Here is a 20407-nt window from a genome sequence, read left to right as displayed (position 1 = left end):
GGCGGCCCCCGGGCCGGCCGCCCGGTGGCCCTCAGCGCGAGGGCTGGGGGAGGAAGGGCTCCACCTCGCGGCGGCAGGCGTCGTCGCACTCGGAGAAGCGGACGAGGAACGCCGCGTGGCTCGCGCACTTCTTGGGCCAGCGCGAGGCGCCACCATCCGCCAGACACAGCAGGCGGAACTCGTCGCGGGTGTCGGAGAAGAGGGCCTCGCGCTGCGAGGGGGACATGGCGTCCAGCGCTCGGTTCTCCCCGCCCTGGAGCCAGATGAAGACGCCCACCATCGCCACGAAGACGAGGCCCAGCCAGGTGCCCTTGCGCAGCCAGATGCTGGGCGGCGGGGCCAGCTCCTTCGCGAAGATGTTCTTGTCTTCGCCCCCCGCGTCCGGAGGCGTCCCTTCGTTGCCCATGGGCTCCCTTCCATCCATGGCGCGTGCCAGCCGCACGGCCCGGGCCGCAGCAGACACCAGCCCGTCCCACGTTGCACCTTGCAACCGCCATCCGGGGCACATCGTGCGGGACGCGATGCGCCCGCCGGCCCTTGCGCCGCCCGGCATCCGACAGACGGGCCCGGCACACGGCGTGCTCTTAGACTGAGGCCATGGAAGTGCGTGCCAGTGCCGAGGCGACCGAGCGCCCCATGCGGGTGCTCGTGGTGGACGACGAGCGAAACATCCGCCACACCCTGCGCGTGTGCCTGGAGGGCCTGGGCTGCGAGGTGCGCGAGGCCGCCACGCCGGAGGCCGCGCTCGCGGCGCTCGCCCAGGGCCCGGCGGACCTGGCGTTCGTGGACCTGCGCCTGGGCAACGCGTCCGGACTGGAGCTGCTGCCCCGCCTGCTCGCCGAGTCCCCCGCGCTGGACGTCATCCTCATCACCGCCTACGCGACGTTCGACACGGCCGTGGAGGCGGTGAAGCGGGGCGCGCGCGACTACCTGCCCAAGCCGTTCACCCCCGCGCAGATCCACCACGTCCTGGAGCGCGCGAAGGCGCAGCGCGAGCTGACGTCACACCTGGGGGACCTGGAGGGCCAGCTCGCGCAGGCGGTGCCGGAGGCCACGCTGGAGACGGCGTCGCCGGCCATGCACGCGGCCATCGGCTTCATCCAGCGGGCGGCCACGTCCGACGCCTCCGTGCTGCTGCGCGGGGAGAGCGGCACGGGCAAGGGGGTGCTCGCGCGGGCGCTGCATTCGATGAGCGCGCGGCGCAAGCGGCCCTTCGTCACCATCAACTGCCCCACCCTGTCCGAACAACTGCTGGCGAGCGAGCTGTTCGGCCACGCGCGCGGCGCCTTCACGGGCGCGGTGAAGGACCAGCCGGGGCGCGTGGAGCAGGCGGAAGGGGGCACGCTCTTCCTGGATGAGGTGGCGGAGATGAGCCCCGCGCTCCAGGCGCAACTGTTGCGCTTCCTGCAGGAGAAGCAGTTCGAGCGGCTGGGCGAGGCGCGCACGCGCAAGGCGGACGTGCGCGTGGTGGCGGCCACGCACCGCGACCTGGAGAAGGACGTGGCGGAGGGGCGCTTCCGCGAGGACCTGATGTACCGGTTGAACGTCCTGGAGGTGAAGCTCCCCGCCCTGCGCGAGCGGCCGGAGGACCTGCTCCCGCTGGCCCGCCGCTTCGTCGCCTTCTTCGCGAAGGCCGCGCGACGTCCGGCCCCGGAGCTGTCGCCCGCCACGGAGGCGATGCTGCGGGCCTACCCCTGGCCGGGCAACGTGCGCGAGCTGCGCAACGCGCTGGAGCGGGCGCTCATCGTGGGCGCGTCGGGCGTGGTGGAGCCGCAGGCGTTCCCGGAGCGCATCGCGTCCGCGGTGGGGCCGGGGGTGACGCTGGGCGGGCCGCACACGCTGGAAGCGGTGGAGCGCGAACACATCCTGCGGGTGATGGCCTCCGTGCCGACGCTGGAGGAGGCGGCCCGGCTGCTCGGCATCGACGCGTCCACGCTGTGGCGCAAGCGCAAGAAGTACGAAGCGGAGCCGTGACGTGCGCCAGTGCATGCAGTCCGGCACTGGCGGCCGGGGCGTGCAGGGGCGCTCGTCCTGGAGAGTGGATTGCGCCCTTGCGCGCGCGTGCGAACCCTGGCCCGTCATGAACCTCATCGACGTGGTCATCCAGCAGCACCGCGACGCCGAGGCCCTCTTCGAGGCCTGGCACCACGCGCCGGACGAAGAGAAGCCCGCGCTGTGCCTGCGGCTGGCGGAAACCCTCACACTGCACAGCACCGTCGAGGAGCGCTGGGTGTACCCCGTCGCGAGGAGCGTCGTCGAAGGGCCGCGCATCGACTTCGCGGTGGAGGAGCACGGGGAGATGACCCAGCTCCTCTCCGAACTGTTGCGCGTCCGCCACGACCCGCGCCGCCGCGAGGCCACGGTGCGCCAGTTGGAGGCGGTGGTGGCCCAGCACATGGCGGAGGAGGAGCGCGAGGTCCTTCCCCCCCTGCGCAAGGTGGACGCGGGCGCGTTCGGCCTGTCCAGCGCTGAAATCGTCCGCTCCGCGTCCGACGCGCGCAACGAAGCGATGCGCCAACTGGAGACGTCCGCGCCGATGTGAGCGCGGGCCTCAGCCCTGCTCGGGCTGAGGCAGCGTGAACCAGAAGGTGCTGCCCTGCCCCGGGGTGCTCACCACGCCCAGCTCGCCGCCGTGGGCCTGGACGATGTCGCGCGCGATGGACAGCCCCAGCCCCGCGCCTCCCGCCGGGGCGCCCGGGGCCCGGTAGAACCGCTCGAAGATGCGCGCCTGCTCCTGGGCGGGGATGCCCTCGCCGGTGTCCCGCACCTCGAAGCGCACGTGGGCGCCTTCGCGCGACACGTGCACGGACACCTCGCCGCCGTGCGGCGTGTGCTTCACGCCGTTGCCCACCAGGTTTCCCAGCACCAACTGCAGCCGGTCCGGATCCACGCGCACCGTCTCCACGTCCGGTGACAGGGATTGCGACAGGCGCACGCCCCGGTCCTCCGCCAGCGTGCGCTGCGCGGCCAGCGCCTGCTCCACCAGCTCCTCCGTGCCCACTTCCCGCACGTCCAACTGGAGCTGCCCGGACTGGATGCGCGACAGGTCCAGCAGGTCGTCCACGATGCCCTGCAACCGCTCGCAGTCCTCGCGCGCCGCGAAGAGCAGGTCCGCCTGCTTCTCCGTCACCGGCCCCACGACGCCCTCCGTCACCAGGTGGATGGCCATGCGCAGCGACGTCAGCGGCGTGCGGACCTCGTGCGCCACCGTGGCCACCAGGTCGTTCTTCAGCTCGTCGAAGCGCCGCAGCCGCGTCACGTCCTGGAGGATGAGCGTGGCGCCCACCACGTCCCCCGTCTCTCCGTGGACCGGGCTGCCTCGCGGCAGGAGCCACCGGACGCCCTCTGGAGACGACTCGACGCGCACCGCCTCCTCGTAGCCCCGGGGCTGGTACGCGCCCCGCCCGCCCACGACGTGCGCCCGCACCCGCTCCAGCACGGCGCGCACCTCCGGCTCCACGCGGCCCAGCGCGTCTCCGCCCTCGTCCAGCCGCAGGCGCAGCACGGCCTCCGCCGCGGCGTTCACGTTGAGCAGCCCGCCCTCCGCGCCCAGCACCAGCACGGGGTCGGGCAGACTGTCGATGGCCGCCTGGGACACCGCCTGCGCCTGGAGCAGCTCGCCCAGGCTGCTCTTGCGGTACTGCGCCAGCCGCTCCGCCATGGTGTTGAAGTCCCGCGCGAGCCCGGCGATTTCGTCCTGCCCCTCCACCACCGCTCGCGCCTCCACGTCGCCCTGCCCCAGGCGGCGCACCGCCTGCGACAGCACGGACACCGGCCGGAGCGCGCGCTGCACCAGCGACGTGGTGAAGAGCAGACCGAAGGCCAGCGCCACCACCACGGCCAGCATCATCAGCGTGTTCACCTGCTCGCTCTGCTGGTGCAGCCGGTCGTTCTTGCGCACCATCGCGTCCTGGTTCAGCGCGAGCACGGACGCCGCCGCGGCCTTCGCCTCCTGGAAGGCGGGAGCGAGTGACTCGAAGTAGCGCGTGCGCGCGGCGTCCGGGTCACGGGCCTGGAGGAAGACGTCGAACGCCTCGCGGTACCGCGTCCACGCGGTGCGCAGCCGCCGCGTGGCCTGCGCCTCGCCGGGCTCGGTGATGTTGCCCTGCTGGACGCCCAGCTCCGTCTCCAGCGGCGAGCGCTGCGCGGCCTGCTGGGTGAGGCCCCGCTCGCGTTCGCCCGCGATGATGAACAGCGCCGCGCTGTCCATGCGCTCCAGTTGCTCCGTGATGCGCTGGGTGGCGAGCACGCTGCGGTAGTTGTCCGCCAGCACCTGCTGGCCGGCGCGGCCCACGCGCTCCAGGGTGATGACGGCCGTGGCCCCCAGGAAGAGCAGCGCCATCACCAGCGGCGCCTGGGCCAGCAGCAGACGCGAGCGCAGCGTCATGGGCGCTTCTCCTCGTGGGACTCGAAGGACACGACGTGGATGTCGAAGCCCTCCCCTTCCCGCAGGAGGCGCGCGTCCGCGGTCATGCCCAGCCGCTGACGCCACTTCGCCTGGTGGGAGCGGCCGATGATGATGTGCCCCACGCCGTGCGAGCGGGCGAAGTCCAGCAGCGCCGCCACGGGGTCGCTGGAGCGCAGGCGCACCACCTCCGCGCCCAGCTCCTTCGCCTTCTCGATGTTCGTCAGCAGGTGCCGCTGCGCCTCCGCGTCGATGAGGTTCGGCGCCTCGCGCGGCGTCTCCACGTACACCACGAACCAGTCCGTGTTGAGCCGGCCCGCCATGCGCGAGCCCCGGCGCAGCAGGGTCGCCGCGCGCGGCGGGTGGCTGGAGAGCGCCACCAGCACCCGGCCCCACGCGCCGCCCTTCTGGGAGGCGTCCTCGCCCGCCCGGGCCTGCCTGCCGGCGGTGGCGCGGTCCAGGCTCTCCGCCACCTCGCGCAGGGCCAGCTCGCGCAGCGTGGAGAGGTTGTCTCCGGTGAAGAAGCGCTCCAGCGCGTGCGGCACCTTGTCCGGCGCGTAGATTTTTCCCGCCCGGAGCCGCTCGTGCAGGTCCTCCACCGCGAGGTCCAGGTTCACCACCTGGTCGGCCGTCTTGAGGAAGCTGTCCGGCAGCGTCTCGCGCACGGTGACGCCGGTGTTGCGCTCCACCAGGTCGTTGAGGCTCTCCAGGTGCTGCACGTTGAAGGCGCCAATGACGTTGATGCCCGCGGCCAGCAGCTCCTGCACGTCCTGGTAGCGCTTGCGGTGGCGGCACACGGGCGCGTTGGTGTGGGCCAGCTCGTCCACGATGGCCACCTGCGGCTTGCGCGCGAGGATGGCGTCCAGGTCCATCTCCTCCACGGTGACGTCCCGGTAGGTGATGCGCTGGCGGGGCACGGCCTCCAGGCCCTCGACCAGGGCCTCCGTCTCCGGACGGCCGTGGGTCTCCACGAAGCCCAGCACCACGTCCACGCCGCGCGCCTTGAGCGCGTGCGCCTCCTCCAGCATGCGGAACGTCTTGCCCACGCCCGCCGCGAAGCCGATGTAGAGCTTCAGCCGGCCGCGCCGGCCGCGCTCCACCAGCTCCAGGAAGTCCTCCGCGCGAGGGCGCCGCGTCGTCATGCCTGCCTTCTCCTCACCGGGAGGCCGTGGGCGCGGGTCCGCCGAACTGACGGTCCATCGCGAGGTTCAACGTGAGCACGTTCACCCGGGGCTCTCCCAGCACGCCGAACGTCCGTCCCTCCACCCGTGACAGCACCAGCGCCCGCACGCGCGCCGGGTCCACGCCGCGCGCCCGCGCCACGCGGGGAACCTGCCACAGCGCCGCCTCCGGCGACACCTGCGGATCCAACCCGGACGCGGAGGCGGTCACCAATTCAGCGGGCACCGGGCCCTCGGCCTCGGGGTTCTCGCGGCGCAGCCGGTCCGCCTCCGCCACCGCGCGGTCCTGGAGCTTCCGGGACGTGGGCCCCAGGTTGCTGCCGCCGGAGGCCGTCGCGTCCCAGCCCGCGCCGGCGGCGGAGGGGCGCGGTTGGAAGTAGCCGGCTTGCGTGAAGCCCTGGGCGATGAGCTCGCTGCCCACCACCCGGCCCTGGTCGTCCTTCACGAGCGAGCCGTTGGCTTCATGCGGGAACAGCACCTGCGCCACGCCGGTGACGGCCAGGGGGTACAGCACGCCCGTGAGGGCCAGCGTGACGGCGCTGACGCGCAGGGCGGTGAGGAGCGTGGAGACCATGAGGGTGTTCCTTTCTTGTGTGCTCAGGCCAGGCCCACGGTGGTGAGCAGCACGTCGATGACCTTGATGCCCACGAACGGGACGATGACGCCGCCCACGCCGTAGAGCAGCAGGCTGCGGCGCAGCAGGGCCGCCGCGCCCAGCGGGCGGTAGCGCACGCCCTTCAGCGCCAGCGGGATGAGCGCCACGATGATGAGCGCGTTGAAGATGACGGCGGACAGGATGGCGCTGAACGGCGACGTCAGGCCCATCACGTTGAGCGGGGCAATCTGCGGGAAGACGCCCATGAAGAGGGCCGGGAGGATGGCGAAGTACTTCGCGACGTCGTTGGCGATGGAGAACGTCGTCAGCGTGCCTCGCGTCATCAGCAACTGCTTGCCCACCTCCACCACCTCCAGGAGCTTGGTGGGGTTGGAGTCCAGGTCCACCATGTTGCCGGCCTCCTTGGCGGCCTGGGTGCCGGTGTTCATCGCCACGCCCACGTCCGCCTGGGCCAGCGCGGGCGCGTCGTTGGTGCCGTCGCCCGTCATGGCCACGAGCTTGCCCTTGCCCTGCTCCGCGAGGATGAGCGCGAGCTTCGCCTCCGGGGTCGCCTCCGCCAGGAAGTCGTCCACGCCGGCCTCTTTCGCGATGGCCGCCGCGGTGCGCGGGTTGTCGCCGGTGATCATCACCGTGCGGATGCCCATGGCGCGGAAGCGGTCGAAGCGCTCCTTGATGCCGCCCTTCACCACGTCCTTGAGGTGGATGATGCCCAGCACCCGCCCGCCGTCCGCCACGGCGAGCGGCGTGCCTCCCGCGTCACCGATGCGGCCCGCCGCCTGGGTCAGCGCCTCCGGCACGGTGCCACCCTGCGCCTGCACGTGGCGCACCATGGCGTCCACCGCGCCCTTGCGGATGCTCCGGGGATGCGGATCCACCAGGTCACAGCCGCTCATGCGCGTCTGCGCGGTGAAGGGGACGAAGGTGGCCTGGTGCGCTCGCAGCTCGCGCGGGCGCATCTTGTACGTGTCCTTGACCAGCGTGACGACGGAGCGCCCCTCCGGCGTCTCGTCCGCGAGGCTCGCGAGCTGCGCGGCCTCCGCCAGCTCCTCCACGCGCACGCCCGGCATGGGCAGCAGCTCCGAGGCCATGCGGTTGCCCAGCGTGATGGTGCCCGTCTTGTCGAGCAGCAGCGTGTCCACGTCCCCCGCCGCCTCCACCGCGCGCCCGCTGAGCGCGAGCACGTTCTTGCGCAGCAGCCGGTCCATGCCCGCGATGCCGATGGCGCTCAGCAGGCCGCCGATGGTCGTGGGGATGAGGCACACCAGCAGCGCCACCACCGCCGTGCCGGACAGCGGCACGCCCGAGTAGAGCGCCAGCGGCACCAGCGTCACGCACGCCAGCAGGAACACCAGCGTGAGGCCCACCAGCAGGATGTGCAGCGCGATTTCGTTGGGCGTCTTCTTGCGGGCCGCGCCCTCCACCAGGCCGATCATCCGGTCGAGGAACGACTCGCCCGGGTCCACGCTGATGCGGATGACGATGCGGTCGGACAGCACCTTCGTGCCTCCGGTGACGGCGGAGCGGTCGCCGCCGGACTCGCGGATGACGGGGGCGGACTCGCCGGTGACGGCGGACTCGTCCACGCTGGCGATGCCCTCCACCACCTCGCCGTCGCCGGGGATGAGGTCTCCGGCCTCGCACACCACGCGGTCTCCCTTGCGCAGGGCGGGGGCGCCCACGCGCTCCTCCCGGCCGTCCTGGGTGAGGCGGCGGGCCTGGGTGTCCTGGCGCATGCGGCGCAGGGCGCTCGCCTGGGCCTTGCCGCGGCCCTCCGCCACGGCCTCCGCGAAGTTGGCGAAGAGGACGGTGAACCACAGCCACAGCATCACCATCACGGTGAACCACACGGGCGCGCTGTCCGGCTGGCGGGCCACCAGGTCCTTGATGACGAACACCGTGGTGAGGAGGCTGCCGGCCCACACCACGAACATCACGGGGTTGCGGGCCACGTCGCGGGGGTGGAGCTTCTTGAGGCTCTCCCAGACGGCGGGCTTGAGCAGCGCCGGATCCAGCAGGGAGGCCGGCTTGTTGGCGGGAGCCATGGTCAGTACACCTTTCCGGCCGCGCCGAGGAAGTGCTCGACGATGGGGCCCAGGGACAGGACGGGGAAGAACGTCAGCGCGCCCACGATGACGACGACGCTCACGAGCAGGCCGGTGAAGAGGGCGCCCTCGGTGGGGAAGGTGCCCGGGCCGGGGGCCACGGCCTTCTTGCCCACCAGCGAACCGGCCAGCGCCAGCACCGGCACCATCATCAGGAAGCGTCCGGCGAGCATGGCCAGGCCCAGGCCGATGTTCCAGAACGGGGTGTTGGCGTTGAGGCCCGCGAAGGCGCTGCCGTTGTTGGCCACGCCGCTGGTGAACGCGTAGAGGATCTCCGACAGGCCGTGGGGGCCCGCGTTGTTGAGGGACGACGTGCCCTGCGGAGTCACGGCGCCCACCGCGGACAGCCCCAGGATGACCAGCGGGAAGATGAGCACGTACAGCATGGCGAGCTTCATCTCGCGCGCTTCGATCTTCTTGCCGAGGAACTCCGGCGTGCGGCCCACCATCAGGCCCGCGATGAAGACCGCGAGCACCGCCATCACGAGGATGCCGTAGAGGCCCGCGCCGACGCCGCCGAAGATGACCTCGCCCAGTTGCATGTTGACCAGGGGCACCAGCCCGCCCAGCGCGGTGAAGCTGTCATGCATGGAGTTGACCGCGCCGCAGGACGCGTCCGTGGTGACGGTGGCGAACAGCGCGGAGGCCGCGACGCCGAAGCGCGTCTCCTTGCCCTCCAGGTTCCCGGCCTGGGCGACGCTCGCGGAGGCGAGCGCGGGGTTGGGCTGGGCCTCCGCGGCGTAGCTTGCCGCCGCGCCCACGAGGAAGAGGATGGACATGGCCGCGAAGAGGGCCCAGCCCTGCTTCGTGTCGCCGGTCATCTTGCCGTAGGTGTACGTGAGGCCCGCGGGCAGCACGAAGATGAGCAGCAGTTGGACCAGGTTGGTGAGCGGGGTGGGGTTTTCGAAGGGGTGGGCGCTGTTGGCGTTGAAGAAGCCGCCGCCGTTGGTGCCCAGCATCTTGATGGCCTCCTGCGAGGCCACGGGGCCGAAGGCGAGCGTCTGCTTCGCCCCCTCCAGGGTGGAGACGCCGTGGTAGGGGGCCAGGTTCTGGAGCACGCCCTGGGACACGAAGAACAGGGCCACGACGAAGCTGAGGGGCAGGAACACGTAGAGGGTGCCGCGCACCAGGTCCACCCAGAAGCTGCCCAGCGTCTCGCGGCCCTCCGGACCGGCGCGGCGGGTGAGGCCGCGCGCGAGGGCGAGCGCGACGCCCAGACCGGCGGCGGCGGACGCGAAGTTCTGCCACGTCAGGCCCCACATCTGGGTGGCGTAGCTCATCGTGGATTCTCCGCCGTATGACTGCCAGTTGGTGTTGGAGGTGAAGCTGGCGGCGGTGTTGAAGGCGAGCTCCGGGCCCACCGCGGGCAGCCCCTGGGGGTTGAAGGGGAGCACGTGCTGGAGGCGCTGGAGCGCGTAGACGCCCAGCACGCTGAACAGGCTGAAGGCGAGCAGGGAGGCGGTGTACTGGCCCCAGGTCTGCTCCTGTTCACGGTTCACGCCACACAGGCGCAGGAGGACCCGCTCCACGGGGCCGAGCACGCGCGGCAGGGGCGGCGTCCCGGATTCGAAGACGCGGAAGAGGTACGTCCCCACGGGCTTCGTCAACACGAGCACCAGGGCGAAGAACAGCAGGAGCTGCGACCAGCCGACGAGGGTCATGGCGGAGTCCTAGAAGCGCTCCGGCTGGAGCAGGGCGTAGACGAGGTAGAGGGACAGCAGCACCGCGAGCGCGATGCCAGCGACGTATTCGAAGGTCATGGCAGGGGACTCCTCACAAGCGCTCGCAGCCGTGGGTGTAGGCCGCGCAGAGCGCGAAGAAACCGATGGTCACCAGGATGAGGACGAGGTCCATGGGTGAAAGCTCCACTTCGGGGTTCAGAAGGTGGCGGCCGCGCCCACCACGAACAACGTCTGGTGCTGGCGCGGCAGGGGCGGCTGCGTCCCGCGCGCCGGACCGTCGAAGACGTTCTGGGTCGAGTGGTCGTGGCGGGCCTCGGCCTTGAGGACGAGGTGTTCAGCGGGCTTCACTTCCAGGGTGAGGGTGCCCTCGACCAGGGTCTGCGCGGTGCCGCTGAGCAGGCCGTCCCGGTCGCGGTACACCTCCGCGCGCGCGGTCATGGCCACGGGCCCCGCGACCTGCACGCGCACGTTCGCGCCCGCCGCATACCAGAGGGCGGCGGAGGCCCCGGGGCGGGCCTGCCGGCCGAGGTCCGCGCTGCCGGCGATGCTCACCGCGTCGGTGACCTTCAGGGTGACGACCGTGTCCGCGAACAGACGCAGGCCTTCGTCGCCGTCAGCGCCCTCGTCGCCCACGAAGGTGTTGAAGGCCGCGCTCAGCCGGTCGCCCGCGTAGGCGACCTGCGTGCCCAGGGCCTTGCCGTCGTTGTTGTCCCCGATGGTCTGCCAGCCATTGAGCAGATGCAGTTGCGCGCTCCAGCGCTCATCGAAGCGCCAGGTCCCCTTGAGGCCTGTCTGGTAATAGGGCGAGAACTCGCCCATCCACGAGCGGGTGTAGGTCCAGTTGAGCTGGGACTGGAAGGACTCGAAGCCGATGTGGCTGGGGTAGATACCCGCCTCCAGGGTGAGCGGGCCCCGTGCGAAGGACAGCGAGGCCTGCTGCACGTAACGCCAGACGTCCGGGCCGGTGGCGTCCTCCTCGGGCTCCGCGCGGTGCAGCACGTCGATGCCGGTGCCGAAGCCGAGCAGGACGCGGAAGCCCACCGGCTCCGGCGCCAGGCTCACTCCCAGCGACGCCAGGTTGACGGTGATTTCATCGTGCCGCCGGGCGGTGGTGCCCGTGCCCGGCAGGAAGTTCACGTCGCTGCCGGGGCGGTTGAGGTTGTAGCCGTAGTAGGCGTCCACCCCGCCCTCGACCTGGAGCCGGGAGAGCGCGGAGGGCGCTTCGGGGGAGGCCTGGGACAGGAGCAGGGGAAGCAGCCGGGAGGCGAGTTCGGGAGCACACATACCGGGCTCCCCCATGAGCATCCGCCGTACCGGAGCGGCCCCCGGTCAGGCCCAACCATTCCAAGGGGTTGCGGGGGCACGGTTCATGCCCGGGTTGCAATGTGCACGAACCGACCCCGTGCGCCCCTGCGAGGTGAAAGGGGGCGGCGGCGTTACAGTGGGGGGCGGAGGTGGTTGGCGTGCATCCGTACCGGTGGAGCGAAAGCATCGAACCCAGACTTCAGCAGGCGACCGAGCGGATGCGTCGGCTGCGTGCTACTCGGATGCCACCGGCCGCAGTGGAGAACCTGAGACACTGGTTCCGGATCCACCACACGTACAATTCAAACGCGATCGAAGGGAACCGTCTGACCCTGCCAGAGACGCGCGCAGTGGTGGAGGACGGCATCACCATCGCGGGCAAGTCACTGAAGGACCACTTCGAGGCGGTGAACCTCGCGCACGCGCTCGACTTCGTTGAAGCGCTGGCCAGCAAGGAGACCGTGTTGGGTGAGCGGGACGTGCGCGAGATACACGGCGTCGTCCTGCGCGTCATTGATCCTGAGAACGCCGGTGTCTATCGGCGCATCAACGTCCGGATCGGCGGAACGAAGCACGTGCCTCCGCAAGCGGTCCAGGTACCTGAGGAGATGCAGACGTTCGGCGAATGGTTGGCTGGAGCCAAGACCGAGCATGCGGTGGTCGTCTGCGCCATCGCGCATGCGTGGTTCGAGACGATTCATCCCTTCGTGGATGGAAACGGACGAACAGGGAGGTTGCTCGCCAACCTGTTGCTGATGCGGGAGCACTACCCCGCCATCGTCCTGCTCGTCGAGGACCGGGCCCGGTATTACCTGGCGCTCGATGCATCCCATTCGGGAGACATCACCGCGATGGTAGAGTTGACGCTCGACCGTCTGGACCAAAGCTTCGAAGAATACGAGCGCGCGTCCCGTGAGCTCACCGAGGTCCGTGAGCCCGCGATTGATTACCTGGCGGAGCAGTTGGGCAAGACGCGAGCCGCGACGTCATCCCAGTTCGGCCGTTGGTACGAGGCCGTCCGTGTGCTTCATGGCTCACTCGTGGACTTCGCGGGGCAGTTGATGGCGAAGTTCCCGGAGGGCAATCGACCGCGCCTGCAGGTGTCTGACCTTCCTGCACTGACTGAGCGTGAGTGGGCCTCTATCCAGAAAGCTCCCTATTGGCTCTTCGGTCTGGTGGGTGACAGCCACGGCGCCCACATGGATCTCTCCTTCAGCGCGATCCCTCCGGGAGGAGGGATTGGCGGATGGAACAAGGAGGGCACTGGCGTTCGACTGACCCTTCCCGGCACGGAAGCCGCGCCCCGGGACCACCGCATCGAGGCGGTTCCCACAGGGCACACCTTTCGCGTCGTGAGCGACGGGAACGACAGTCAGGCCGAGTCCGATGTCTCCGTGATCAAGCTTGCCACGGAGTTCTGGACCGCCGCCATACAGCACCTGCTTCAGCTCCGCTGACCTCACGGACTGCTGGACACGGACGAGTCGCAGTCCGAGGTGCACTTGCCTGAGCAGGCGACCTGTCCGGGGTACGAGTCCAGGATGGCGCACGTGGTGCCGCCCGTGCAGGACACGAGCTCGGTGCAGACCTTGGAATCGTCCACACAGCGTGCCTTTGACACGCCGTCCAGCTTGAGCACGAGGCAGGACAGGCCTTGCGGACACTGGGGCAGGTCCACGCCGCACTCCTGCGCCAGGTCCAGCGACTGCCCTTCCCTCAGCTTCAGCCTCCCCTGCCCGCCTTCGTCACCCGACCCACAGGCCGCCAGGGTCATCACCGCCAAACAACCGCCCAGCATCCGCATCCAGCGCATCGTGGCTCCTTGGAATCGTGAAGCCTCATGCCGGGAGCAAGCTGTGGACCAGAAGGGTGGCTCAGCGATTCCGCGCGCTTGGCGGCAGGTGGCGGCCTCGGAATTCTGATGCCGCCTCGAATCCCTGGCGGCTCAGGGCTCAGCGGAACTCATCCACGATGTACACGCCCGCACGCGAGGAGTTGAGGATCGCTGTCCCCGGCTTGGACTCAGGGCGCTTGCGCAGTTGCCCGAAGCCGAGCCTCGCCACCGCGCAGATGGGCACGCGGTCCTTTCCCTTCAGGAACTGCGCTTCGTAGTACCGGATGACCGGCTGCTCTCCGCCCGTCCAGACGCGACCGTAGAGGCGCATGGGCGCCTCCAACGTCCCGATGTCTTCATCCAGCACACTCTCGATAGGCCCGTCGTGAAGCGTGATGTGCTCCGCCCGGCTCTGGTTCGCATCCAGTTGGACCCACGCGGCTTCGCCCACGTAGAGCTGCAGGTACCGCATCACTTCCAGCGACTTCTCCGGGCACTTCTCCGACATGGGCGTCCCATCCGCATGCAGGCGGACGTCGCCCAGGGTCGTCGCACAACCCGGATGAAGGGCCAGCAGGCCCATCCAGGCCACGAGCACGTATCGACGCGAGGTCATGCGGCTGTTCCTACTTCCCGAGCAAGCTCGGGCTCAACTCAACAACCGCCTGCCGCAGTCCATCGTGCCGGTACAGCTCCAGGAACAGGGAGGTCAGGGTCCCGCCGTCCACGAACGCGCTCCCGTCCACGACAAGCCCGATAACGCCCGAGGTCCCAGGTGCAATCACCGCGGAGGATGACCGGACCGCCAACGGCCGCTCACGCGTGTCCGACCTGCCCACGAGCCGCACGGAGCTCATGCTCCACGGGCGCCGAGCGGTCAGGTTCTTCACCTTGAACACGACCGCGGCCTTGCCCGTGCCCCGGTAGACGGTGCCATCCATTGCCGTGTCGCCATCCGTGCCGGAGAAATGATCCGCGACACCGAATGGCGTCTGCGCCACCGCGCCCGTGGTCAGCAGGGCCGCCAGCGCATGGTCCTCGGAGACCTCCTCCTTGTGGAGCCGCTCGTTCTCCTCGCGGAGGGTCTTGTTCTCCTTCTCCGAATCCAACAGCGCCGAAGCCATGGCCTCGTAACTGTCCCGGTCCTTGTAGACGTTGAGCTGTTGGTCCGCGCTCCCATGTTCGCGCCGTCCCGGCGGCCGGAGGAGGAAGGGGACCTCCCGCGCATCCGACAACGTGACGAGCAGGGAGAAGCCCTCCTCCGGAGCCAGGTCGCGCCGGGGCTCCAGCACCACCTTCCGGCCCACGACGCCCACCGGCTCGAACCGCCCCTCTCCGCCCACCAGCCGTGCCCGGAGCGGCGCGAGGTCCTGCTCGAAGCGGAGGACCGTCACGACCTGTCCCTTCACGTAGATGCGCTGGGGCGCGGCTTCGGGCTCTTCGGGAAGGAAGAGCGTCCGGATGACGGCGTGCTCGTGCTCCTCCGCCACGGCGGCCCCGGCGAGCAGCGTCCCGAGCAGTGCCCACGTCCCAGGTAGAGTGATTCGCATACAACCCGGGACATAGCATCCACCTCCTGGCGGACCAAGCCGCGCTCAGGGCGCGCGGTGCGCGAGGAAGACCTTGTACTGGAGCGACACGAAGAGCGTCTTCGGCGCCACGAAGCCGGTCCGCTCGAACATCGCGAACAGGGCGGCGTCGGACGCGATGGGCTGCATCTTCGCCATGGCCTGACTCCGGGCCTCCAGCTTCTCCGTCGCCACGCCGTACGCCCGCAGCCGCCGGAACTCGATCTTCGTCAGCTCGAGGTCCTGGCCGATGCGGCAGCCCAGCACCAGCGGCGCTCCCGGCTTGAGCCTCCGCGCGACCTCTCGCAGCAATTCGAGGCGGGCCTCCTCGCCCTCCACGTGGTGCAGCACACCCATCAACTGCGCGCCGTCGAAGCGTTCGCCCTGCGGCAACGTCCGCAGCTCACCTTCGTGCAACTGCGTGCGCGAGAGCAGCCCCTCCTCCTCCAGGCGCTTGCGTGCGACGGCGAGCATCGGCGCGGAGGGCTCCACGCCCGTGAAGCGCCAGCCCGGCACGTTGAAGCGATGATAGGGCAGCAGCTCCGCGCCCGTGCCCAGGCCCACGTGGAGCAGTGACGCCGTCTCCTGTCCGTCCAGGTGCGCAGCCAGGGCGCTGACGCCCAGCTCGTAGGCCGCCTGATAGCCGGCGAGACTCACCGCTGCCTGTGCGTCGTAATGGGGCGCGCGGTCGGCTCCAAAGCCATGCACCGGCGCATGTGCGGAGTGTTCGTGGGTCATGACCGGAAGATGCGTTGACCCCGCGCGGAATGGCAGAGCGGGGATTCAGACGGAATCAGCGGATCTTTCGATGGCGTCCTCCTCACGACCGGCCCAGCGACGAGCGCAGCGGGCCGATGACCCCGTTGTCGCTGCCCTCCTCCGCCAACGCCCGCCGCACTCCCCGGCGGCATGGGCCCGCGCGACGCGCCCCAGGACGACCCGCCGGACAGGCCTCCGCCGGGGCTGGCAGTCTTCGAACGCTGACGCCTCGAGGCATGGCGCGGGCCTATGCTCGTGCGCCATGACGTCGCATCCGTATGTCGTGAGGGCCGTGCAGTCCCGTGACGAGCTGGAGCAGGTGCTGGCCCTTCAGCGCCGCAACCTGCCTCCCTCGCTGTCACCCGAGGAGCAGCACGCCCAGGGCTTCGTCACCGTCCAGCATGACCTGGCCACGCTGGAGCACATGCACGCGCTCGAGCCCAGCGTCATCGCCGTGCAGGGCTCCGACGTCGTGGCGTACGCGCTGGTGATGCCCCGCGAGTGCCGCGCGTGGGTTCCGGTCCTGGACCCGATGTTCGCGCTCCTCGAAGGGCTCGAACACCGGGGCCGGCCGCTGCGGGACCAGCGCTTCTACGTGATGGGGCAGGTGTGCGTCGACAAGGCCCACCGGGGGAAGGGCCTCTTCGACGCGCTCTACCACCAGCACCGCGAGCAGCTTCGCTCGCGCTTCGACTGCGTCGTGACCGAGGTCTCCGTTCGCAACCCCCGCTCCCTGCGCGCGCACGCGCGGGTCGGGTTCGAGACCATCCACACCTACCGCGACGCCAGCGACACCTGGGCCGTGGTGCTCTGGGACTGGGGCGCGGGCACGTCGCGCTGAAGCAGGGGATCCGCGCGCACCGGCGTGGGGCGGTTCGCCATCCGCTTGTGGTGCAGGCCGGACAGCTTCAGCGCCAGCTCCGGACCGGTGACACCCTTGGGGATGTAGCCGTCCGCGCCGGACGCGCGCACCAGCTCGCGCAGCCGCGACTCGTCCATGGACGAGTACAGGATGAAGAGCGTGTCCGGTCCCGCGAACTGGCGCACCACGCCCAGGATGCGGTCGCCGCTCAGCGCCGGGATGTTCACGTCCAGGAGCACGATGTCCGGCTGCTCGGTCCGCAGCAGGTTGGCCACGCCCAGCGCCGCGCGCGTGGTGACGACCTCGAAGCCGTAGCGGCTGATGGAGCGCTCCACCAGCTCCAGCACGAGTGGGTCATCATCCACCACAAGCGCCTTCAACTTGCCTTCCGCCATCGCGTCTCCGCCTTTCAAGACCTCGGGGGAAAGGTCTGAAGTGCATTACGTCCAGGTATGCTGTGCAATATACGCCATAACTGTATTCGCGCACAATGCCCCCAAGCCTGAAGACCCGGGAGACCTGTACTTTGAGTACGGATTCCAGGGCTCGATGTCGCGCGGAGGTGGGGAAAAAGGGCCCTACGCCGCAGGGGCGACGGCGACCCCGGACAGAGACTCCCGGTGAAGAAGGGGCGGCCTCGCGCGGGCGGGAGGACGGGCTTCGAAGCGGCCTTCGGCGCGGGCGCGGCAGTTGTCGCAGCGGGCGCAGTCGTCCTCCAGCGGCTCGTCGAACCAGGTGCCCAGCACCTTCCAGCGGCACGCGGTGGTGCTCCCGTAGCGCATCATCGCGTCCAGGCGCTCGCGGTCTCCCTGGTGGCGGTCCTCGTAGGCGCGCAGGTACGCGTCCAGCTCCTCGGGGGTCTCGAACGCGCGCAGTTGCTTGAGGCCTCGCGCGCCCTTCTCCAGCACGCCCGCGGCCACGAGCTGCGCCACCAGCACGCGGGTGCGCTTGTCGCCCAGGCCGCTCGCCTCGGCCAGCCGCTTGAGGGCCACGGCCCTGCCTTGCGCGCACAGCGTGTTCGCGGCCTGGTAGAGGCGCTGGCTCTCGTCGCGGCGCGGGTACTTGCCTCCCAGGAAGAAGCCCTGGATGCGCCGGTCCTCCAGCCGGTACAGCAGCGCCGCCTTCGCGGGCAGCCCGTCGCGGCCCGCCCGGCCCGCCTCCTGGTAGTAGCTCTCCAGCGAGTCGGGGAAGTGGTAGTGCACCACGAGCCGCAGGTCCGGCTTGTCGATGCCCAGCCCGAAGGCCTTCGTCGCCACCACCACCGGCGTGGTGCCGTCCATGAAGCAGCGCTGGTTCTCCTCGCGCTCGGAGGCCTTGAGCTTGCCGTGGTAGCGGCCCGCCTCCAGCCCTTCCGCGCGCAGCCAGCGCCACAGCTCGTCCGCCTTGCGCACGGTGGCCGTGTAGACGATGGCGCTGCCGTCGTTGGCGCGCAGCAGCTCCAGCAGCTTCTGGCGCTTGAGCTCCGGGTTCACCGTGCGGTGGACCTCCAGCGTGAGGTTGTCGCGCTGGATGCCGGTGCGCACCACCACCGGGTCCTCCAGTCCCAACTGCGCGCGGATGTCCTCGCGCACGCGGGGCGTGGCGGTCGCCGTGAGCGCGAGCACCCGGGGCCTGCCCAGCGCGCGGATGGCGTCCCCCAGCGCGAGGTACGCGGGCCGGAAGTCGTGGCCCCACTGCGAGACGCAGTGCGCTTCGTCCACCACGAAGAGGCTCACGTTCGCGCGCTGGAGCAACGCCAGCCGCTCCGGGTTCTCCAACTGCTCCGGGGTGACGTAGATGAACTCGTGCTCGCCCCGGCGGATCTCCTTCTGGAGCGCCCGCAGCTCGCCGGCCTTCAGCGTGGAGTCCAGCTTCGCCGCGTCCAGGTCGTAGCGCTCCGTGAGGTGTTCGCGCTGGTCGTGCATCAGCGCGAGCAGCGGGCTCACCACCAGCGTGGCGCCGGGCACGAAGAGGGCGGGCAGTTGGAAGGTGAGGCTCTTGCCCGCGCCCGTGGGCAGCACGCCCAGCACGTCGCGCCCCGCGAGCACCGCGTCGATGATGTCCCGCTGGCCGGGCCGGAAGTCCTCCACGCCGAAGCGCTCGCGCGCCTCCTGCTCGAGCTGGGGCCAGAGGGGGGAGCGGTCCTGCGTCGCGGTGGGCATGGCCTGAAGGTAGGGATGGCCCCCGCCCGGCTCCTCCCTGTCACGCGGGGTGCGCCTGGCCGCCTGCCGGGCTGGGAGGGAGTGTACTCCCAGAGGTTCGGTTCGAGGACTCGCGCAGGAAAGCCGTGCGCGGCCTGGCGGGGCGAGGCAGCTTTGGGGGATGGATGACTTTGCCCTGCTGGTGGCGGTGCTGCCGCCGTCGCTCCAGGAGGCGGTGCGGCGGCTGCCTGAAGCGGAGTTGCTGGAAGTGGTGATGGACCTGGGGCGGCCGCCGGAGGCGCGGCTGGTGCACGGCGTGGCGCGGCTGTCGGAGGCGCCCGTGGAGCAGGAGGCGCTCCAGGCGGTGCTCGCCCGCGTGGGCGAGGTGGGCGGCGACAACCGCGCGGGCATCGAGCGCACGCTCCACCGCGTGTCCGCCATCCGCAACCGCCAGGGCCGCGTGGTGGGGCTCACGCTGCGCGTGGGGCGCGCCATCCAGGGCACCATCGACATGCTGCGCGACCTGGTGGAGTCCGGGCGCAACCTGCTGCTGCTCGGGCGGCCGGGCGTGGGCAAGACGACGAAGCTGCGCGAGGTGGCGCGCGTGCTCGCGGACACGCTGGGCAAGCGCGTGATGGTGGTGGACACGTCCAACGAGATTGGCGGCGACGGGGACATCCCGCACCCCGGCATCGGCGGCGCTCGGCGGATGCAGGTGAGCCGGCCGGACCGTCAGCACGACGTGATGATCGAGGCGGTGGAGAACCACATGCCCGAGGCCATCGTGGTGGATGAGATTGGCACCGCCGCGGAGGCCGCCGCCGCGCGCACCATCGCGGAGCGCGGCGTGCAGTTGGTGGCGACGGCGCACGGCAACACGCTGGAGAACCTGGTGCTGAACCCCACGCTGTCCGACCTGGTGGGCGGCGTGCAGACCGTCACGCTGAGCGACGACGAGGCCCGGCGCCGGGGCACGCAGAAGACCGTCACGGAGCGCAAGGGCACGCCCACGTTCGACATCGTGGTGGAGATGGTGAGCCGCGACGAGGTGCGCGTGCACCGCGACACGGCCGGCGCGGTGGACCGGCTGCTCACGGGCGCGGAGGTGGGCGGAGAGAAGCGGCGGCAACAGGACGGCGCCGTGCACGTGGAGGCCGCGCCGGAGGTGGTGGAGGCCACGCCACCGGGAGGCCGCGTGCCGAAGGGGACGCCCGCGCTGGGAGCGCCCCGGCCCGGGCCCACGCGCATCGCCGCGCACGCGGTGAGCCGCGAGCTGCTGGAGCGCGTGCTGCGCGACCTGCCGGTGGAGGCCGTGGTGGTGGGCCGTCCGGAGAACGCGGAGGTGGTGCTCACGCTGCGAAGCCGCGCGAATTCGCCCCGGCTGCGCCGCGCGGCGGAACGCGTGGGCGCGCGGGTGCTGGCCATCAAGCGCAACAGCGCCACGGAGATCCGCCGCGCGCTGCGCACGGAGTTCCACCTGTTGGAGGGCGTGGACCCCGCGGACGTGCACGCCGCGGTCGCGGACGCGGAGGAGGCCATCCAGCGCGTGCTCGCGGAGGGCATCAGCCTGCCGCTCGCGCCGCGCCCGTCGCGCCTGCGGAAGGTGCAGCACACGCTGGTGGTGAAGAACCACCTGGAGGCCGTGAGCGTGGGCAGCGAGCCCCAGCGCCACCTGGTCATCTACCCGCTGGGCACCGTCCTCACGGAGGCGTCCGACAGCGCGCCGGAGTACTTGGACGCGCCGGAACCGGACGATGAGTTGGAGGACGACGACACGTCGGCCGTGGGCGAGGGGCCGGAGGAAGACGAGGGCGAAGGCCTGGAAGCTTCGTCCCCGGACGAAGGCGCCTCGTAGGCCATCGGGCCCGGGGGGCTCCCCGCTGGCGGCGACCTGGAGAAACCTGTCCGACTGGAGGTCTGCGCGGAATAAGCAGTCCTACGAGCCGCATAGAGGTGGGGTGACATCGCAAGAA

General features: G+C 70.7%; 19 protein-coding genes. 5 read left to right on the top strand and 14 right to left on the bottom strand.

All coding sequences use genetic code 11. The features are described from left to right. Positions 1 to 31: 31 nt before the first annotated feature. Entirely contained in the window at positions 32 to 406 is a 375-nt protein-coding gene (locus tag K8612_RS30565) for a hypothetical protein (protein WP_223764859.1), read from the bottom strand. A gap of 230 nt (positions 407 to 636) precedes the next feature. Between K8612_RS30565 and K8612_RS30560 the strand changes: the two genes are divergently transcribed. Then, positions 637 to 1974, top strand: a complete 1338-nt coding sequence (locus K8612_RS30560) for a sigma-54 dependent transcriptional regulator (RefSeq protein WP_223764922.1) — start codon at positions 637 to 639, stop codon at positions 1972 to 1974. A gap of 106 nt (positions 1975 to 2080) precedes the next feature. Then, positions 2081 to 2542: a hemerythrin domain-containing protein gene (locus K8612_RS30555; protein WP_223742573.1), complete on the top strand. Its 462-nt coding sequence runs from the start codon at positions 2081 to 2083 to the stop codon at positions 2540 to 2542. Positions 2543 to 2551: 9 nt separating this feature from the next. Here K8612_RS30555 and K8612_RS30550 read toward each other — a convergent pair whose 3' ends face one another. From K8612_RS30550 to K8612_RS30520, 7 genes are all read right to left on the bottom strand, one after another. Continuing rightward, positions 2552 to 4387, bottom strand: coding sequence for an ATP-binding protein (locus K8612_RS30550; protein WP_223764858.1), 1836 nt, complete (start codon positions 4385 to 4387; stop codon positions 2552 to 2554). Then, positions 4384 to 5547, bottom strand: a complete 1164-nt coding sequence (locus K8612_RS30545) for a sensor protein KdpD (RefSeq protein ID WP_223742575.1) — start codon at positions 5545 to 5547, stop codon at positions 4384 to 4386. Before K8612_RS30545 ends, K8612_RS30550 begins: the two co-directional genes overlap by 4 nt. A gap of 13 nt (positions 5548 to 5560) precedes the next feature. After that, positions 5561 to 6160 carry a potassium-transporting ATPase subunit KdpC gene (kdpC, locus tag K8612_RS30540; protein ID WP_223764857.1) on the bottom strand — a complete coding sequence of 200 codons (600 nt, stop codon included), beginning with the start codon at positions 6158 to 6160 and terminating at the stop codon, positions 5561 to 5563. A gap of 23 nt (positions 6161 to 6183) precedes the next feature. Continuing rightward, complete coding sequence (kdpB, locus tag K8612_RS30535; protein ID WP_223764856.1) at positions 6184 to 8244, bottom strand: potassium-transporting ATPase subunit KdpB; 2061 nt, start codon at positions 8242 to 8244, stop codon at positions 6184 to 6186. Positions 8245 to 8246: 2 nt separating this feature from the next. Further along, a complete protein-coding gene (gene kdpA, locus K8612_RS30530) occupies positions 8247 to 9965 on the bottom strand; it encodes a potassium-transporting ATPase subunit KdpA (RefSeq protein WP_223764855.1) in 1719 nt (572 codons plus the stop codon). Between the two features lie 9 nt (positions 9966 to 9974). Further along, complete coding sequence (gene kdpF, locus K8612_RS30525; RefSeq protein ID WP_223742579.1) at positions 9975 to 10064, bottom strand: K(+)-transporting ATPase subunit F; 90 nt, start codon at positions 10062 to 10064, stop codon at positions 9975 to 9977. Positions 10065 to 10181: 117 nt separating this feature from the next. Next, a complete protein-coding gene (locus K8612_RS30520) occupies positions 10182 to 11270 on the bottom strand; it encodes an outer membrane beta-barrel protein (RefSeq protein WP_223764854.1) in 1089 nt (362 codons plus the stop codon). A 179-nt stretch (positions 11271 to 11449) separates the two neighbouring features. Between K8612_RS30520 and K8612_RS30515 the strand changes: the two genes are divergently transcribed. Beyond that, a complete protein-coding gene (locus K8612_RS30515) occupies positions 11450 to 12748 on the top strand; it encodes a Fic family protein (RefSeq protein WP_223764853.1) in 1299 nt (432 codons plus the stop codon). 2 nt (positions 12749 to 12750) lie between these two features. Here the strand turns inward: K8612_RS30515 and K8612_RS30510 are convergent, their stop codons facing one another. The 4 genes from K8612_RS30510 to K8612_RS30495 form a co-directional block, all read right to left on the bottom strand. Then, complete coding sequence (locus K8612_RS30510) at positions 12751 to 13104, bottom strand: hypothetical protein (protein WP_223764852.1); 354 nt, start codon at positions 13102 to 13104, stop codon at positions 12751 to 12753. A 139-nt stretch (positions 13105 to 13243) separates the two neighbouring features. Continuing rightward, positions 13244 to 13741, bottom strand: coding sequence for a hypothetical protein (locus K8612_RS30505; RefSeq protein WP_223764851.1), 498 nt, complete (start codon positions 13739 to 13741; stop codon positions 13244 to 13246). Between the two features lie 10 nt (positions 13742 to 13751). Continuing rightward, positions 13752 to 14675: a DUF2381 family protein gene (locus K8612_RS30500; protein WP_223764850.1), complete on the bottom strand. Its 924-nt coding sequence runs from the start codon at positions 14673 to 14675 to the stop codon at positions 13752 to 13754. A gap of 45 nt (positions 14676 to 14720) precedes the next feature. After that, positions 14721 to 15350: a class I SAM-dependent methyltransferase gene (locus K8612_RS30495; protein ID WP_223764849.1), complete on the bottom strand. Its 630-nt coding sequence runs from the start codon at positions 15348 to 15350 to the stop codon at positions 14721 to 14723. A 364-nt stretch (positions 15351 to 15714) separates the two neighbouring features. On the opposite strand from K8612_RS30495, the gene K8612_RS30490 reads away from it, so the two are divergent. Beyond that, positions 15715 to 16293: a GNAT family N-acetyltransferase gene (locus tag K8612_RS30490; RefSeq protein WP_223764848.1), complete on the top strand. Its 579-nt coding sequence runs from the start codon at positions 15715 to 15717 to the stop codon at positions 16291 to 16293. Here the strand turns inward: K8612_RS30490 and K8612_RS30485 are convergent. Next, positions 16227 to 16679 (bottom strand): response regulator, encoded by a 453-nt coding sequence (locus K8612_RS30485; protein ID WP_373692150.1) that lies wholly within the window; start codon positions 16677 to 16679, stop codon positions 16227 to 16229. The genes K8612_RS30490 and K8612_RS30485 overlap by 67 nt on opposite strands. Before the next feature lie 213 nt (positions 16680 to 16892). Beyond that, a complete protein-coding gene (locus tag K8612_RS30480) occupies positions 16893 to 18455 on the bottom strand; it encodes an ATP-dependent DNA helicase RecQ (RefSeq protein ID WP_223764847.1) in 1563 nt (520 codons plus the stop codon). Positions 18456 to 18615: 160 nt separating this feature from the next. Between K8612_RS30480 and K8612_RS30475 the strand changes: the two genes are divergently transcribed. Next, positions 18616 to 20289 carry a R3H domain-containing nucleic acid-binding protein gene (locus K8612_RS30475; protein WP_223764846.1) on the top strand — a complete coding sequence of 558 codons (1674 nt, stop codon included), beginning with the start codon at positions 18616 to 18618 and terminating at the stop codon, positions 20287 to 20289. Positions 20290 to 20407 lie beyond the last annotated feature (118 nt).

It is taken from the genome of Corallococcus sp. AS-1-6, assembly GCF_020037015.1.
Taxonomy (GTDB): domain Bacteria; phylum Myxococcota; class Myxococcia; order Myxococcales; family Myxococcaceae; genus Corallococcus.
The sequence above is the reverse complement of the archived record's forward strand: the minus strand, read 5'-3'. Positions and strand labels throughout refer to the sequence as shown.

Bases quoted from the DNA above. Each gene is read 5' to 3' on its own strand.
- K8612_RS30565 (WP_223764859.1), bottom strand. From the start codon at position 406: ATGGGCAACGAAGGGACGCCTCCGGACGCGGGGGGCGAAGACAAGAAC.
- K8612_RS30560 (WP_223764922.1), top strand. From the start codon at position 637: ATGCGGGTGCTCGTGGTGGACGACGAGCGAAACATCCGCCACACCCTG.
- K8612_RS30555 (WP_223742573.1), top strand. From the start codon at position 2,081: ATGAACCTCATCGACGTGGTCATCCAGCAGCACCGCGACGCCGAGGCC.
- K8612_RS30550 (WP_223764858.1), bottom strand. From the start codon at position 4,387: ATGACGCTGCGCTCGCGTCTGCTGCTGGCCCAGGCGCCGCTGGTGATG.
- K8612_RS30545 (WP_223742575.1), bottom strand. From the start codon at position 5,547: ATGACGACGCGGCGCCCTCGCGCGGAGGACTTCCTGGAGCTGGTGGAG.
- kdpC (WP_223764857.1), bottom strand. From the start codon at position 6,160: ATGGTCTCCACGCTCCTCACCGCCCTGCGCGTCAGCGCCGTCACGCTG.
- kdpB (WP_223764856.1), bottom strand. From the start codon at position 8,244: ATGGCTCCCGCCAACAAGCCGGCCTCCCTGCTGGATCCGGCGCTGCTC.
- kdpA (WP_223764855.1), bottom strand. From the start codon at position 9,965: ATGACCCTCGTCGGCTGGTCGCAGCTCCTGCTGTTCTTCGCCCTGGTG.
- kdpF (WP_223742579.1), bottom strand. From the start codon at position 10,064: ATGACCTTCGAATACGTCGCTGGCATCGCGCTCGCGGTGCTGCTGTCC.
- K8612_RS30520 (WP_223764854.1), bottom strand. From the start codon at position 11,270: ATGTGTGCTCCCGAACTCGCCTCCCGGCTGCTTCCCCTGCTCCTGTCC.
- K8612_RS30510 (WP_223764852.1), bottom strand. From the start codon at position 13,104: ATGCGCTGGATGCGGATGCTGGGCGGTTGTTTGGCGGTGATGACCCTG.
- K8612_RS30505 (WP_223764851.1), bottom strand. From the start codon at position 13,741: ATGACCTCGCGTCGATACGTGCTCGTGGCCTGGATGGGCCTGCTGGCC.
- K8612_RS30500 (WP_223764850.1), bottom strand. From the start codon at position 14,675: ATGCGAATCACTCTACCTGGGACGTGGGCACTGCTCGGGACGCTGCTC.
- K8612_RS30490 (WP_223764848.1), top strand. From the start codon at position 15,715: ATGACGTCGCATCCGTATGTCGTGAGGGCCGTGCAGTCCCGTGACGAG.
- K8612_RS30480 (WP_223764847.1), bottom strand. From the start codon at position 18,455: ATGCCCACCGCGACGCAGGACCGCTCCCCCCTCTGGCCCCAGCTCGAG.
- K8612_RS30475 (WP_223764846.1), top strand. From the start codon at position 18,616: ATGGATGACTTTGCCCTGCTGGTGGCGGTGCTGCCGCCGTCGCTCCAG.